We start from the raw sequence: 14,446 nt of genomic DNA, 5'->3' as shown, positions 1-14,446 counted from the left end.
AAGGGCGAATCCCCGCCTTGACAAGCAGGAAATGGCGTCAATTGCACCATTCACAGAGGGGTTACAGCCTCGACATCCTCGGTAGGCAGACTTGCGACCATCTCGGTGACGGTCCGACCAAGCACCGGGTGCCGCCAATCAGGGGCTACATCCGCCAACGGAACCAACACGAATGCCCGGTCCTGCAGGCGCGGATGTGGCAAGATCAATTGCTCGGGCGCCTGCTGTTTCTGCGCCTCGGGCGGCAGGTTAAGCCAATGGTCGTATTCAGCACGATCCGGCAGTATAAGATCGTCATAAGAGACCAGATCCAGATCCAATGTCCGCATGCCCCACCGTTGCACCCGCTCGCGGCCAAATTCGTGTTCGATCTCATGCAGTAATTGCAGAACCTCGGCCGGGGTCTTTTCAGTCTCGATCAATGCAGCGGCATTGACGTAATCCGGCCCAGCTCCGGCAGGGAAACAAGGGGTCTCGAAAAAGCGGCTGACGGCGCGAATCACCACCCCCTGACGCAAAATCGCGTCAATAGCCCTTTCAAGTGTCACCTTGGGCCCAGATGATCTCAAATTGAGATTCGCACCCAGTGCAATCACTGATTCTGACAAAGATTTGCTCCTACTACTCGCTATATTCGGTGAATTGCATGGTTGCGATACATGATAAAAGCCCTAATTATAGGCATATCAGCGCGCCGCCTATTTTCTAGCTCACTCACCTAATCATCCGGCGTTCTGGTTAGTACCGGAAGGATCTATTTATGTTTTATAAAGACGAACGGCTAGCGCTGTTCATCGACGGCTCGAATCTTTATGCGGCCGCAAAAGCACTGGGGTTTGACATCGACTATAAATTGCTGCGCCAGGAGTTCATGCGCCGCGGCAAGATGCTTCGTGCTTTCTACTACACAGCGCTATTGGAAAATGACGAGTATTCGCCGATCCGTCCCTTGGTTGACTGGCTGCATTATAACGGCTTCACGATGGTGACCAAACCGGCAAAAGAATACACCGACAGCATGGGGCGTCGGAAAGTCAAAGGGAACATGGACATCGAATTGACCGTTGATGCCATGGAACTTGCACCTCGCGTTGATCATATCGTGCTGTTTTCGGGCGATGGGGATTTCCGCCCGCTGATTGCCAGCCTTCAGCGCCAGGGCGTGCGTGTTTCGGTTGTTTCAACCATCCGCAGCCAGCCGCCGATGATTTCGGACGAGCTGCGTCGCCAGGCCGACAATTTCATCGAACTGGAAGACTTGCGCGATGTGATCGGGCGGCCTCCGCGGGAAATGCCGATGGAGCCGCGCAGCGTTGCGGCTGCGGGCGGGCAATAAACCCCGGCCACCTATCAAACCGGGGAAAGTAATCGGCGCGGTCAGAGTCTCAATCCTGACCGCGCCATTTTTAACAATGAACAGGTGCTGAAACATCTATTGGCTAGCACCGATTCATGTCAGGGAAATGACAAGCTCCTGTCTGGACCAAGGCCGGGAAAAGACTTACCTGTGGCCTAAGGAGACCGTGACATGACTAAGCCACCCCTGACTCTTTACCTTGCTGCCCCGCGCGGATTCTGCGCCGGCGTCGACCGCGCCATCAAGATCGTCGAGATGGCGCTGCAGAAATGGGGCGCGCCGGTCTATGTGCGCCACGAGATCGTGCATAACAAATTCGTCGTCGACGGATTGCGCGCGCAGGGTGCCGTGTTCGTCGAAGAACTGGACGAATGCCCCGACGACCGTCCGGTGATCTTCTCAGCCCACGGTGTGCCAAAATCCGTCCCCGCGACCGCGGCACAGCGCGAGATGATCTATGTCGACGCAACCTGCCCGCTGGTGTCCAAGGTCCATGTCGAGGCCCAGCGCCACGCCGAGTCCGGGTTGCAAATGATCATGATCGGTCACAAAGGTCATCCCGAAACCGTCGGCACCATGGGTCAGCTGCCCGAGGGTGAGGTTCTGCTGGTAGAAACCGTCGAGGATGTGGCCACCGTACAGGTGCGCGATCCGGGCAAACTGGCTTTTGTCACCCAGACCACCCTGTCGGTGGATGACACCAAGGACATCATCGCCGCGCTAGAACAACGGTTTCCGGCCATCGTTGGACCGCACAAGGAAGACATCTGCTACGCCACCACCAACCGGCAAGAGGCCGTCAAGGCCGTAGCCCCGAAATCGGATGCCTTGCTGGTTGTCGGCGCGCCGAATTCCTCGAATTCGCGCCGCCTGGTTGAGGTCGCCTCGCGCGCGGGCTGCAATTACGCGCAGCTGGTGCAACGCGCGACCGAGATCGACTGGCGCGCGCTCGAAGGTATCTCGTCGGTTGCGATCACCGCCGGGGCGTCGGCTCCCGAAGTGCTGGTCAACGAAGTGATCGACGCCTTCCGCGCCCACTATGACGTGACTGTCGAGCTGGTCGAAACCGCCACGGAAAACGTCGAGTTCAAAGTGCCCCGCGTGCTCAGAGAACCTGCATGAGGGGCATACCAACGGCCCCGCTTTTTCTTGGACTGGCGGGGCTGATCCCGTTTATCTGGGGCGCGCTGACTTATCTGAACGATGATCTGCATAGTTGGGGTACGCAGATGTTTGGCTCGCGTTTCGTCGGGCCCTATGTACAGCTGTTCTATGGCTCGGTGATCCTGAGCTTTATGTCCGGCGTTTTGTGGGGATTCGCCACCAAAACCTCGGGCGGCAAGGCGGCGACATGTTATGCCCTGTCGGTTCTACCCGCGCTATGGGCGTTCTTTAAAACCGGGGGCGGTCCTGTCAGCACCGGCACCAATCTGATGTACGGTTTTGCCGGGTTGTTGGTATTGGATGCCATCTTTGCCTATTGGCGGCTGACCCCAACCTGGTGGCTGCGGTTGCGAGTCATGTTGACCGCCGTCGTGTTGGTCTGCCTCGCCGTAGGAGTATACCTGTGACCGACGATAAAACGATCAACGCCTATACGACACGGGTGGCGGAGTACCTGCAAGTCCCCCTGCCCCCGGAACAGATCGAGGCCCGCCTGGCCTTTACCGAGGCCATTGGCAGTGGCCACATTCTGGATCTGGGTTCGGGCCCGGGATCAGACAGCGCCTTTTTCATGCGCGAGGGTCTGACCGTCCGCGCACTGGACGCAACCCCTGCCTTCGTCGAACACGCGCGGGAAAATGGTGTCGACGCGCATCTGGGCACGTTTGACGATGTGACCGAGGTGGACGCCTATGACGGCATCTATGCCAGCTTTTCCCTGCTGCACGCCCCCCGCGCAGATTTCTCGCGCCACCTGGCGGCCATTCACCGGGCACTGAAGTCCGAGGGCATCTTTTTTCTCGGCCTGAAGCTGGGCACGGGCGAACACCGCGACGATCTGGATCGCTACTACACCTATTTCTCTCAGACCGAGATCGAGGCTGCGCTGGAAAAAACCGGGTTCACCATCGACCGGATCACCACCGGTATGGGAACGGGTCTGGCCGGGTCTTATGACGGGTTCATTCTGGTGCTAGCCCATGCCTGAACTGTTTGCCTATACCGACGGAGCCTGTTCCGGCAATCCCGGACCCGGTGGCTGGGGCGTGTTACTGCGCGCAATGGATGGCGACAAAGTCTTGAAAGAGCGCGAGTTGAAGGGCGGAGAGGCCGAGACCACCAACAACCGCATGGAACTGCTAGCCGCGATCAATGCGCTAGAGGCGCTGGAACGCGCCTCGAAAATCACCGTCATAACCGACAGTGCCTATGTAAAGAATGGCGTGACGGGGTGGATTTTCGGATGGAAGCGGAACGGCTGGAAGACCTCGAACAAAAAACCGGTCAAGAATGTCGATCTGTGGCAGCGGTTGGATGAGGCCCAGACCCGGCATGATGTGACCTGGGAATGGGTCAAGGGTCACGCGGGCCATCCCGAAAATGAAAAAGCCGATGAGCTAGCCCGCGCCGGCATGGCACCATTCAAGCCCCAAAAGGCCAAATCGTGAACGGTCTGGCCCTGCTGGACTATGCCTCGGTTCTTGTCTTTGCCCTGACCGGTGCCTTGGTGGCCAGCCGAGCGCAGCTGGATTTGGTGGGCTTTGCCTTCATCGCCTGCCTGACGGCAGTAGGCGGTGGCACTGTGCGCGACGTTCTTTTGAACCGGCATCCGGTATTCTGGATTGGGCAGCCCGACTATATCCTGATCGCCGTAGCCGCAGCGGTGCTGGTGTTTTTCACCGCTCACCTCGTTGAAAGCCGTTATAACTGGCTGATCTGGCTGGACAGTTTTGCCCTGTCTATTGCGGTCGCGGCTGGAACAGGTGCGGCGCTGTCGTTGGGGCAGTCCGGCACCATTGTGGTTCTGATGGGTGTCTGCACCGGATGCTTGGGCGGGCTGATGCGCGATGTGGTTTGCAACGAGGTACCGCTGGTTTTGAAACAGGGGGAACTCTACGTCTCGTGCGCTTTCGCGGGTGCTGTGACCGCCGTGATCGCACACCGTCTTGGGATCGACGAGCTTGTGACGCTGGCAACCTGCGCGCTGATCTGCTGGGCCTTGCGGGCGGGGTCATTGCTGTTCGGCTGGAGACTGCCCGCTTACAAAAGCCGCCCGCCCCGCCATTAACGCGACAACAACCGCGCGCCAATTTCCTTGACGAATTTCGCCGCCACCATTGCGGTCATTCCGTAGGGATCGCGATGGGGGTTCAACTCGACGATATCCGCACCGACAAGCTGACCTTCGAACCGGTGGATCAGATTGATCACCTCACGCGTACTCAACCCGCCGGGTTCATGATGCGACACACCGGGCGCAAAAGCCGGGTCCAGCGCGTCCAGATCCAGCGACAAATAGACCGGGCCGTCAAAACGGATATCCAAATCAGGGCGCCAGTTGCGCATGTCGATGACCTCGACCCCGAACTTGTCGGCCTGTTCCTGCTGGTGTTTGTTCATGGTGCGGATGCCCACCTGCACAAGACGATTGATCTGACAGGTTTCCATCACCCGCGCGAACGGGCAACCGTGGCCCAAAGGGCCGATCTGCTGGCTGTCATACAAGTCAGGATGCGAGTCGATATGCAGGATGTTCAGCCCCTCATACCGCTCAGAATGCGCCTTGATCAGCGGATAAGCGACCGAGTGGTCCCCGCCCAGTGACAACAGCCGCGCACCGGTTGCGATGCGGGCGGCAGCGCCCTTTTCGATCCGGTCGATGGGTTCCTGCCCGATCATCTCGAACACCTCCAGGTCGCCGGTATCCTTGAAGCGGTCCGTCGCGCCCAGATCGGTTCCATCCTCGGCTGTCAGATTGGCGGCCCCGGAATGCAGCGCTTCGCGGATACGACCCGGTGCAAAGGCAGGTCCTTGCAGAAAAGACGAATGCAAATCCAGCGGCACTCCCATCAGAGCGACGTCACCGGAATTCAGGTTATGTGGCATGAGGCACCTTTCAGGTTGGATATTCCGGCGATCTGGCTGGCATCCTGCCCAAACGTCAAGAGGTTAGCGGCGTAGATAGGTCTGCCAAATCCAGATCACCAACAATGCGCCCAGTACCGCGCCCACAAAGCCCGACAGCCAACCTGCCACTGTAATAAAAAAGCGCAATAGGAAACCACCCACCAGCGCACCCATGATTCCGATCAGCATGGTCGTTGGTATGTTTGCCTCAATCCGCATCAACCGGGTGGCCAGAAATCCGGCAGCAGCACCGATGACGATCAGGGCAATGACGGGCACGTTACTTCCTCCAATGCGTTGGCACGATAATCAGCGCACCAATGGACGACAGAACTGCGTTCAGACCGGGCGAGCCAAAACTGATACCGAACATGATGCGGACAAAATAGAACAGAAACGCCCCGCCCACGCAAATGATGATCGAGGGCAGGTATCCGTTATGGGTAAACCCGGTCTTCTCGGCCAGATAGCCCACGATACCGGCAATCACGACGGTGCCCATCAAGACCATGAACATCTGTCTTACTCCGCGTTCAGGCGGGTTCCGGCCACGATTGACCAGCCCCGCAAAAAGGTTTCCGTATCCTGTGCCCCTTTTCCTGCTCGCTGCAAGCGCAACAGGTCAATCGCCCCATCACCGCAGGCCACGCGCAGCGCGTCGTTCAGAACCTCTCCGGGCGCGCCCTGTCCCTCGGCCAATTTCGAGGCCAGCAGCTTGACCCGATCCCCTCCGATCAGAGTCCACGCACCAGGAAATGGTGACAGGCCGCGTATCTGGCGATCCACCTCGACCGCCGGGCGGGTCCAGTCGACCCGCGCCTCAGCCTTGTCGATCTTCGAAGCATAAGTCACGCCATCCTCGGGCTGAGGCTCGGGCGTCAGTTCGGGCAGACGGGCCAGAGCCTTTACGATCAGATCAGCCCCCATCGGTGCTAGACGATCATGCAGTTGCGCCGTGGTTTCCTGCGGCCCGATATCAGTGGCCTGCCGCAACAGGACGGGGCCGGTGTCCAAACCGGCCTCCATCTGCATGATACAGATGCCGGTTTCCGCATCGCCTGACATGATCGCCCGATGGATCGGAGCCGCCCCGCGCCAGCGTGGCAACAGGCTGGCGTGAATATTCAGGCAGCCTTGCGCCGGGGCATCCAAAATGGGTTGAGGCAACAACAGCCCGTAGGCCACCACTACGGCCACATCAGCGTTCAGTGCGGCAAAGGCATCCTGTTCCTCAGGCGATTTTAGTGAAACCGGATGGCGGACAGTCAGGCCCAACGCCTCGGCGCGGGCATGTACGGGCGTCGGGCGGTCTTTCTTGCCCCGCCCGGCCGGACGCGGAGGTTGGCTATAGACTGCGGCGATCTCATGACCGGCCTCAACCAGCGCATCCAGAACTGGGACCGAAAAATCGGGCGTGCCCATGAAAATGACGCGCATTTCTACCCCTGTTTCTTGGCTTTGCGCAGCAGCATGTCGCGTTTGACCTTGCTGAGACGATCAAAATACATCCGACCGTTCAGATGATCGATTTGATGCTGCACGCTGGTAGCCTCGATCCCGACAAAGTCGCGGCGGTCGATCATACCCTGTTCGTTCAGAAACCGGACCGTCACCGCACGCGGGCGTTTCACCTTGGCCGAGACGCCGGGCAGATTCGGACTGGCCTCTTCGTGTTCTCGCAATTCGATAGAGCTGTGCAGAATTTCGGGATTTGCCAGACGTACTGCACGGCCCCGCTCGGTCGATCCGTCAACGACCGCCAAGCGCAGCATCACACCGATCTGCGGGGCGGCAAGGCCAACGCCAGGCATGGCCTCCATCGTGTCGATCATGTCATCCCAGATAGCACGAATTTCGTCGGTTACTTCAGACACATCCTCGGCCTTGGTCCGCAGACGTTTGTCCGGCCAGGGCAGGCAGCTGTGGACGGTCATGCGCGGGCCTGTTCGCGTTTGAGTTTCTGCATCTTACGAGTGATCATCTGACGTTTCAGCGGCTTGAGATAATCAATGAACAGCTTACCGTTCAGATGATCGATCTCGTGCTGCACACAGGTTGCCCAGAGCCCATCGAACGTCTCTTTCTGCAAGTTCCCGTCGCAATCCATCCACGTCACGTCCACCACTTTCGGGCGCGTCACCTCAGCGAACTGCTCAGGTATCGACAGGCACCCTTCTTCATAGACGTTAGTCTCGTCTGACGAAGCGATGACCTCAGGGTTGAACATGATCAGAGGGCGTGGCGTCTCGCCTTCTTCCTTGATGCAGTCCATCACGATCAGCCTGTCCAGCACGCCGATCTGCGGTGCGGCCAGCCCGATGCCGGGCGCATCATACATCGTCTCAAGCATGTCGTCGGCTAGTTTGCGCAGTTCGTCCGACAGGTCGGTCACAGGGGCGCAGACCTTTTTCAGACGGGGGTCGGGATGGATCAAAATATTACGCTTCATGGGGTTGATTTAGGCCATCCCGCCCCCCGCCGCAACGCCCCCCTTGCACCTGCGGGAATTGTAGCTAGCTTTCCTGCGGACAGATGGAGCAGACATGACTTTCAACGACCTGATCGACCGCCGGGGCACCAACAGCTCAAAATGGGACAAGATGGAAAAGCTGTACGGTGTCTCGCCGCAGGATGGGCTGGCCATGTGGACCGCCGATTCCGATTATGCCACCGCGCCTTGCGTAATCGAGGCTGTCCGGGATGCCGCCGATCACGGGGCCTTTGGCTATACCTGGGAACACCCGCAATATCTGGCCGCTGTACAGTGGTGGATGCAGAACCGTCACGATTGGGCGATTGACACCGATTGGGTGCTGACCTCGCAAGGGTTGGGCAATGCAATTGCCCTGTGCCTGGATGTCTGGACCCAGCCGGAGGATGGTGTTGTCATCTTTACCCCGGTCTATCACGAGTTTGCTCATAAGATTAACACCGCTGGGCGGCGCGTGGTGGAATGCCCGCTGGCGCGGCAAGGCGACAGCTATGGCATTGATCTTGAGGATGCACAGTCACGGCTGGACGGGTCTGAAAAACTGTTGATGTGGTGCTCACCGCAAAACCCGTCGGGTCGGGTCTGGAGCCCCGAGGAGCTGCGGGCCGTCGCCGCCTTTGCCGAACGCAACGGGTTGATCCTTGTGTCGGATGAAATTCACCAGGATCTGGTCTATCCCGGTCATACCTTCGTGCCGATGGACAAGGCCGCGCCCGAGGCACGCCCCTGGACCGTGACGCTGACTGCGGCGTCAAAGACGTTCAACATCGCAGGGCAGCGGACCGGCAACATGATCATCCCCGATGACAAGCTGCGCGCCACTATGCGGCATCGGTTGAAAACGTTGGACTATGCGCCCAGTGCCTTAGGCGTGGCCATGATCACTGCGGCCTATTCACCGGAAGGCGCGGCCTGGGCGGATACGCAGGTGGCGCATCTGGACGGCAACCGCAAACTATTTGACGCCGCCATCGCCGAAATACCGGGTCTGTGGTCAATGCCCCTGCAGGCCACCTATCTGGCCTGGGTCGATTTCTCGGGCACCGGGATGGATCACGACGAATTTGTTCGACGTCTGCGCGAGGACGCCCGGATTGCCACCTCCTCCGGCCCCGGATTCGGCGCTGGCGGAGAAACTTTCGAACGGTTCAATCTGGCCACCCAGCGCAGCCGCGTCGAGGAAGCCTGCGCGCGCCTGAAACGCGCGTTTGGCGACCTTCAATAGCGTCGCGCTAGATTGAGCTATAGATCCTGCTTGTCGTACTGGCTGCCACGGCGTGGATTAGCTGGCACAGATTAGACCTGCGCACGCCCGCGCCGCATTGGTGCCGCAAGCAACCAAACCGATTACATCCTGTTCGAAAAATCCGTCCCTAGTCTTTGTGCCCTAGCAAAGCAATCGGCGCGTCGGGTGCGCGGTAGAAATCCAGCGGGGCCTTGTCGGCCGCGGCCGTACTACGCTTAAAATCATACCGCATCTCACCGGCCTCTTCATCATCGGCGATGATCAGGCATTGATACAAATGGCGCGCACCGTCGTAGATATCGACCAATCCACGCAATTGCGGTGTCGTAGCGGCCTCAACCGTAAAGCCATCCTTCCACAATCTGAGTATTTTGAACGTATTGTCGTCAACTTCGACACGAAGGCGGCTGGTTTTCTTCAACCCCGCGATTCGCGCCGCGTCCAATTCTGCGCTTATTTCCTTTGAAACATAGGTACTCATAACAATTATTCCCCCGGCAATGGATTCCATTGTGACGGCTCAACTGTAAAAATCCAGTGAAGGCCGTCACATAGCGCCATGCGCTGACGATCTGTTGCTGGGAAATCATCGCATGCCCTGTGCGCAGACGCAGAGCCAGTGCGCGACCCTTCACGTGTCATGGCTGTGTTCAACACCCTATGTTTGTCGAAACGCACAAGCGGAGGATACGCAATGGGCCTGTTGGTCGACGGCAAATGGCACGACACATGGTATGACACCGAATCTACTGGCGGCGCCTTCAAACGCAGCGCCGCGCAGTTTCGCAATTGGCTGACCGCAGATGGCAGCGCAGGGCCGTCCGGCAAGGACGGTTTCAAGGCGGAACCGGATCGCTATCATCTCTACGTCAGCCACGCCTGCCCCTGGGCACACCGCACACTGATCTTTCGCGAACTAAAAGGGCTGAGCGATCTGATTTCCGTCTCGGTGGTGCATCCAGACATGCTGGACAAGGGGTGGACCTTTGAAACTGACGACCACGGTGCAACCGGCGACACCCTTTATGGATTCGATTACGCCCATCAAATCTATACCAAGGCTGATCCAGCTTATTCGGGACGTGTCACTGTGCCGATCCTGTGGGACAAGCAACAACAGACCATCGTTTCGAACGAAAGTTCGGAAATCATCCGTATGTTCAATACGGCCTTTGACGGCATTACCGGCAACACCGATAACTACTGGCCCGAGGCGATACGGGACGAGATCGAAGAGGTCAACGCCCGCATCTATTCCGACATCAACAATGGGGTCTACAAATCCGGTTTTGCCACCACACAACAGGCCTATGACGCCGCCGTGCATCCCCTGTTCGACACACTGGACTGGCTTGAGGATCGCCTTGCCCGAAACCGGTATCTGATGGGCGATCAGGTGACTGAAGCAGATTGGCGGCTGTTCACCACCCTGATCCGGTTTGATCCGGTCTATCATCTGCATTTCAAATGCAACAAGCGGCGGTTGATCGACTATCCGAACCTGTGGGCCTACACACGCGAGCTATATCAATGGCCCGGTGTCGCACAGACGGTAAATATGAACCATATCGTGCGCCACTATCACTACAGCCACGAAACAATCAATCCGAGCCGGATCATCCCAGTGAACCCATCCTTGGATTATCTGCAGCCCCACGGGCGCGGTCAGCGACCCGCCGCGTAATGTTCGACCATCGCCGCCAGATCCTCTGGCGGCGTTGCGCTTTGCACATAGGCGCAGGCATTCGGGCTGTGGGCAAAGATCGAACCATCCGAGAAAAAGGTGGTGTTTGTGACAAAGATCACCCGCGCCTCGGGGCGGCGATAGCTGGCAAAATCGGCCACGGCCAGCGCGCTGCCGGTTTCAAGCACCAGATCCAGCACGATAATATCGAACTCCTGACCATACAGCGCCAGAATCGCTGCCTCCTGCCCGGCCACCAGCGTCACTTCGGTGCCGTGCCGTTCAAGATGCCTTTTCCAGACCCGACCAAGGTCGGGGTTACTCTCAACAATCAAAACATTCATTTGCGACAACCTCGGCCCAAAAAAGAGTGAATGGTGCCGACCCCCCGTGAATTGTGATCACGCTTATTCCTTAACAAAGCGTTAACGACGTTGCCGCAAGGCCCGGAACTTGCGGATTCGCTTGTGTAGACGGCAAAAATCCGCTTGAAACGGGCCGAAACAGGCGATTCCAGCGAGAAACCCCATGGCAAGCCCTACCGAGAATTTGAACCCGCGCGCCGCACGCGACCATGGCGGAGGGCTGGACGGGGCCATCGCATCTTATGGCGGCACGCGCACCGATTGGGTGGACCTGTCCACCGGGATAAATCCTCACCCCTATCAGGTGTCTGGACTGATCCCTTCAGACTGGGCTGAGTTGCCGGATCATGGTGCCTTCGAGCGCCTGACTGAGGCCGCCCGCCAGTTCTGGGCAGTGCCCAATGGGGCCGCAATCCTGCCCGCGCCCGGCGCATCGGCGGTGATCTCCCGCATTCCGGCGCTGGCCGCCCGTGGTCGGGTTCAGATCACAACGCCCACTTACAACGAACATGCCGCCGCCTTCGCCGCGCAAGGCTGGACCGTTCAATCCAACGGCCCAGCCGACGCCCGTGTCATCGTGCATCCCAACAATCCCGATGGCCGGATTTGGTCCAAGGCGGATGCAAACGCCCCGCTGACCGTGATCGACGAGAGCTTTTGCGATGTCAGCCCCGGTGTTTCACTGATCCATCTGGCCGCGCGCCCCGGTGTGATCGTGCTGAAAAGCTTTGGCAAGTTCTGGGGGCTCGCCGGGCTGCGGCTGGGGTTTGCCATCGGTCATCCTGACCTGATCGCCCGGCTGAACGACCTGACGGGGCCTTGGTCCGTGTCCGGCCCTGCCCTGCGGATCGGAGAGCAGGCTTTGCGGGACCTTGACTGGGCCAGTTCCACCCGTCAGCACCTGACCGCCGAGTCTGACCGGCTGGATCGATTACTGATCAACAAAGGAGCCACCCTGGTCGGGGGCACCTCGCTGTTTCGCCTCTACACCGTCGAAAACGCAGCCCAATGGCAGGACCGTCTGGCCCAAGCCCAAATCTGGAGCCGCATCTTCCCCTATTCCCAGACCTACTTGCGACTTGGCCTGCCCCCAGCGGATGGATGGAGCAGGTTGGAGGCCGCACTGTGAGCATCACTTTCATGCTGGTCTGCGCCATGTGTCTGGACGCGGCATTGGGTGAGCCGAGCTGGCTCTGGTCGCGTGTTCGCCACCCGGCCGTCGTGATGGGCAACATCATCGGGTGGTTGGACAAGCACCTGAACCACGGCGCGCAGCGGCGAATGAAAGGCGTCGCAGTAGTGATAATGCTGGTCGTTGGCGCATTGATCCTTGGGCGTTTGCTGGCACTGCTAGGACCAGTCGCTGAGATCATACTCTGCGCCACCCTGCTGGCGCAGAAATCGCTGGTGTCGCATGTGCGCGATGTGGGCGAAGGGCTGCGCGTGTCCTTGGCCGAGGGCCGCGCCAAGGTCGCGATGATCGTGTCCCGCGACACTCGCGACATGACCGAGGCGCAGGTTGCCCGCTCTGCGATCGAAAGCGCGGCTGAGAACCTCAGCGACGGGGTCATCGCACCTGCTTTCTGGTTCCTGCTCGCCGGGTTGCCGGGGTTGCTGATTTACAAGGCTATCAACACCGCCGACAGTATGATCGGCTACCGCACCGAAAAGTACCGCGACTTTGGCTGGGCCGCCGCCCGACTGGACGACATGCTGAACCTGATCCCCGCACGCCTGACCTGCCTGATGATCGTGGCACTGTCCGGCCAATGGGCACGCTGGCCTGACATGGTCGCGGATGCGCGCCGCCATATCTCTCCCAATGCAGGATGGCCCGAGGCCGCCATGGCGCGCGCCCTGAACGTGGCCCTTGCGGGCCCGCGCAGTTATGACGGTAAAGTCCGCGATCTAGCCTGGGTGAACGGCGATGCTCCGCGCGAAATCGGCGCGTCAGAGGTTTTCCGCGCATGTAACATGCTGTGGACCGTTTGGGGGCTTGCGCTTGGCCTTCTATCGGTGTGGGTTGGGGTTAGCTTTATTCTCTGACGGACCTGCCCATGCGCATTCTCTCTGGCCTTGTTGCCGCCGTTCTGCTCGCCTCGCCCGCCCTTGCCCAATGCGGTGGCGGATTCAATTCCTTCGTCAAAGGGCTGAAGGCTGAGGCCATACAGCAAGGGTTCGACAAATCCACCGTCAATGCGTTTTTCAACGGCGTGCAGCAGGACGGCGCCGTCCTGAAAGCCGACCGCACGCAGGGTGTGTTTCAGAAACCGTTCATCGACTTCTCACGCCATTTGATCTCGCAAAACCGGATCGACCGGGGTCAGGCCATGTCACGCAAATATGATGCGGTGTTTGATCGGATTGAGCAGGAATACGGCGTCTCACGCGGGGTTCTTTTGGCCTTTTGGGCGTTCGAGACCGACTATGGCGCGTTTCAGGGCGACTTCAACACCCGCAACGCGCTGGTGACACTGGCCCATGATTGCCGCCGCCCAGAATTGTTCCGACCACAGATCTTTGCGGCCATTGAGCTGTACCAACAGGGCAATTTCGAACCGAGTCGCACCACCGGTGCCTGGGCTGGTGAGATTGGAATGGTGCAAATGCTGCCTCGCGACATTCTAGAAAACGGTGTCGACGGGGACGGAGATGGCACGGTCTCGTTGAAAACGTCCGCGCCGGACGCGCTGATGTCGGGCGCCAAGATGCTGTCGCACCTGGGCTGGCAGCCGGGGCAGCCGTGGCTGCAAGAGGTGACGGTGCCCGCGCAAATGGACTGGTCGCTGTCCGGCCCGGGCAAACCGCGCCCAGTGTCCGACTGGCAGGCCATGGGTGTGCAGGCCCGCAACGGATCTTTGGCTAACTTGCCCGCATCGCTGATATTGCCGCAGGGCCGCAACGGCCCGGCCTTTTTGGCCTATCCGAATTTCGATGTCTATTTCGAATGGAATCAGAGCTTTGTCTACGTTCTAACCGCCGCCTATTTCGGCACACGGCTGGAAGGTGGTCAAATCTATGATGCCGGTAATGCTTCACAGGGGCTTTCAGGCGCACAAATGAAACAACTGCAAAGCAAGCTACAGGCGCGCGGGTATGATGTAGGCAAAATCGACGGAATTCTGGGCGCGGGTACACGGGCTGCTGTTCAGGCCGAACAAGCGCGGCTCGGATTACCGGCGGATGCCTGGCCGACGGCCGAATTGCTTGGACGTTTGTAAAACGTTGTTGG

At 59.1% G+C, this 14,446-nt stretch carries 20 protein-coding genes; 11 read left to right on the top strand and 9 right to left on the bottom strand.

Annotation, left to right across the window (positions count from 1 at the left end):
• Positions 1 to 50: 50 nt before the first annotated feature.
• Positions 51 to 632 (bottom strand): 2-amino-4-hydroxy-6-hydroxymethyldihydropteridine diphosphokinase, encoded by a 582-nt coding sequence (folK, locus tag ACR0JB_RS14065; RefSeq protein WP_480790009.1) that lies wholly within the window; start codon positions 630 to 632, stop codon positions 51 to 53.
• A gap of 128 nt (positions 633 to 760) precedes the next feature.
• Here folK and ACR0JB_RS14060 point away from each other — a divergent pair, with 128 nt between their 5' ends.
• From ACR0JB_RS14060 to ACR0JB_RS14035, 6 genes are all read left to right on the top strand, one after another.
• Complete coding sequence (locus ACR0JB_RS14060) at positions 761 to 1,336, top strand: LabA-like NYN domain-containing protein (RefSeq protein WP_058283597.1); 576 nt, start codon at positions 761 to 763, stop codon at positions 1,334 to 1,336.
• A 192-nt stretch (positions 1,337 to 1,528) separates the two neighbouring features.
• The gene (ispH, locus tag ACR0JB_RS14055; protein WP_170350364.1) at positions 1,529 to 2,479 is read left to right on the top strand and encodes a 4-hydroxy-3-methylbut-2-enyl diphosphate reductase; all 951 of its coding nucleotides are present in this window, start codon (positions 1,529 to 1,531) and stop codon (positions 2,477 to 2,479) included.
• Positions 2,476 to 2,928: a DUF3429 domain-containing protein gene (locus ACR0JB_RS14050; protein ID WP_170350363.1), complete on the top strand. Its 453-nt coding sequence runs from the start codon at positions 2,476 to 2,478 to the stop codon at positions 2,926 to 2,928. Before ispH ends, ACR0JB_RS14050 begins: the two co-directional genes overlap by 4 nt.
• Entirely contained in the window at positions 2,925 to 3,509 is a 585-nt protein-coding gene (locus ACR0JB_RS14045) for a class I SAM-dependent DNA methyltransferase (protein WP_170398668.1), read from the top strand. Before ACR0JB_RS14050 ends, ACR0JB_RS14045 begins: the two co-directional genes overlap by 4 nt.
• Positions 3,502 to 3,969, top strand: a complete 468-nt coding sequence (gene rnhA / locus ACR0JB_RS14040; RefSeq protein WP_170360020.1) for a ribonuclease HI — start codon at positions 3,502 to 3,504, stop codon at positions 3,967 to 3,969. The genes ACR0JB_RS14045 and rnhA overlap by 8 nt, the downstream gene beginning before the upstream one ends.
• Positions 3,966 to 4,589 carry a trimeric intracellular cation channel family protein gene (locus ACR0JB_RS14035; protein WP_170398665.1) on the top strand — a complete coding sequence of 208 codons (624 nt, stop codon included), beginning with the start codon at positions 3,966 to 3,968 and terminating at the stop codon, positions 4,587 to 4,589. Before rnhA ends, ACR0JB_RS14035 begins: the two co-directional genes overlap by 4 nt.
• Here the strand turns inward: ACR0JB_RS14035 and speB are convergent.
• The 6 genes from speB to def (ACR0JB_RS14005) all read right to left on the bottom strand — a co-directional run bounded on the left by speB (position 4,586) and on the right by def (ACR0JB_RS14005) (position 7,877).
• On the bottom strand, positions 4,586 to 5,407 hold the full coding sequence (speB, locus tag ACR0JB_RS14030; RefSeq protein ID WP_170398662.1) for an agmatinase: 822 nt from the start codon (positions 5,405 to 5,407) through the stop codon (positions 4,586 to 4,588). The two genes, ACR0JB_RS14035 and speB, sit on opposite strands and share 4 nt — an antisense overlap.
• A gap of 63 nt (positions 5,408 to 5,470) precedes the next feature.
• Entirely contained in the window at positions 5,471 to 5,707 is a 237-nt protein-coding gene (locus ACR0JB_RS14025; RefSeq protein ID WP_170398659.1) for a GlsB/YeaQ/YmgE family stress response membrane protein, read from the bottom strand.
• Position 5,708: 1 nt separating this feature from the next.
• Positions 5,709 to 5,945 (bottom strand): hypothetical protein, encoded by a 237-nt coding sequence (locus ACR0JB_RS14020; protein WP_170350357.1) that lies wholly within the window; start codon positions 5,943 to 5,945, stop codon positions 5,709 to 5,711.
• 5 nt (positions 5,946 to 5,950) lie between these two features.
• The gene (gene fmt, locus ACR0JB_RS14015) at positions 5,951 to 6,865 is read right to left on the bottom strand and encodes a methionyl-tRNA formyltransferase (RefSeq protein WP_170507393.1); all 915 of its coding nucleotides are present in this window, start codon (positions 6,863 to 6,865) and stop codon (positions 5,951 to 5,953) included.
• A gap of 2 nt (positions 6,866 to 6,867) precedes the next feature.
• A complete protein-coding gene (gene def / locus ACR0JB_RS14010; protein ID WP_170377499.1) occupies positions 6,868 to 7,362 on the bottom strand; it encodes a peptide deformylase in 495 nt (164 codons plus the stop codon).
• Entirely contained in the window at positions 7,359 to 7,877 is a 519-nt protein-coding gene (gene def / locus ACR0JB_RS14005) for a peptide deformylase (RefSeq protein WP_480790002.1), read from the bottom strand. Before def (ACR0JB_RS14005) ends, def (ACR0JB_RS14010) begins: the two co-directional genes overlap by 4 nt.
• 94 nt (positions 7,878 to 7,971) lie before the next feature.
• Between def (ACR0JB_RS14005) and ACR0JB_RS14000 the strand changes: the two genes are divergently transcribed.
• On the top strand, positions 7,972 to 9,144 hold the full coding sequence (locus ACR0JB_RS14000) for a MalY/PatB family protein (protein WP_170377495.1): 1,173 nt from the start codon (positions 7,972 to 7,974) through the stop codon (positions 9,142 to 9,144).
• A gap of 148 nt (positions 9,145 to 9,292) precedes the next feature.
• On the opposite strand, the gene ACR0JB_RS13995 is transcribed toward ACR0JB_RS14000, so the two are convergent.
• Positions 9,293 to 9,646, bottom strand: a complete 354-nt coding sequence (locus tag ACR0JB_RS13995) for a hypothetical protein (protein WP_170350352.1) — start codon at positions 9,644 to 9,646, stop codon at positions 9,293 to 9,295.
• Between the two features lie 213 nt (positions 9,647 to 9,859).
• On the opposite strand from ACR0JB_RS13995, the gene ACR0JB_RS13990 reads away from it, so the two are divergent.
• Complete coding sequence (locus ACR0JB_RS13990; RefSeq protein ID WP_480790001.1) at positions 9,860 to 10,849, top strand: glutathione S-transferase family protein; 990 nt, start codon at positions 9,860 to 9,862, stop codon at positions 10,847 to 10,849.
• On the opposite strand, the gene ACR0JB_RS13985 is transcribed toward ACR0JB_RS13990, so the two are convergent.
• Positions 10,831 to 11,193 (bottom strand): response regulator transcription factor, encoded by a 363-nt coding sequence (locus tag ACR0JB_RS13985; RefSeq protein WP_170350350.1) that lies wholly within the window; start codon positions 11,191 to 11,193, stop codon positions 10,831 to 10,833. The genes ACR0JB_RS13990 and ACR0JB_RS13985 overlap by 19 nt on opposite strands.
• A 184-nt stretch (positions 11,194 to 11,377) precedes the next feature.
• Between ACR0JB_RS13985 and ACR0JB_RS13980 the strand changes: the two genes are divergently transcribed.
• Genes ACR0JB_RS13980 through ACR0JB_RS13970 form a run of 3 tightly spaced genes read left to right on the top strand, consistent with a single transcriptional unit; the run spans position 11,378 to position 14,435 of the window.
• Positions 11,378 to 12,343: a threonine-phosphate decarboxylase gene (locus ACR0JB_RS13980; protein ID WP_480790000.1), complete on the top strand. Its 966-nt coding sequence runs from the start codon at positions 11,378 to 11,380 to the stop codon at positions 12,341 to 12,343.
• Complete coding sequence (gene cbiB, locus ACR0JB_RS13975) at positions 12,340 to 13,260, top strand: adenosylcobinamide-phosphate synthase CbiB (protein WP_170398635.1); 921 nt, start codon at positions 12,340 to 12,342, stop codon at positions 13,258 to 13,260. Before ACR0JB_RS13980 ends, cbiB begins: the two co-directional genes overlap by 4 nt.
• 11 nt (positions 13,261 to 13,271) lie before the next feature.
• A complete protein-coding gene (locus ACR0JB_RS13970) occupies positions 13,272 to 14,435 on the top strand; it encodes a lytic murein transglycosylase (protein ID WP_170398634.1) in 1,164 nt (387 codons plus the stop codon).
• Positions 14,436 to 14,446: the final 11 nt, after the last annotated feature.

Source organism: Ruegeria sp. BI7, from assembly GCF_056537925.1.
This window is presented reverse-complemented; position numbering and strand designations above follow the sequence as displayed.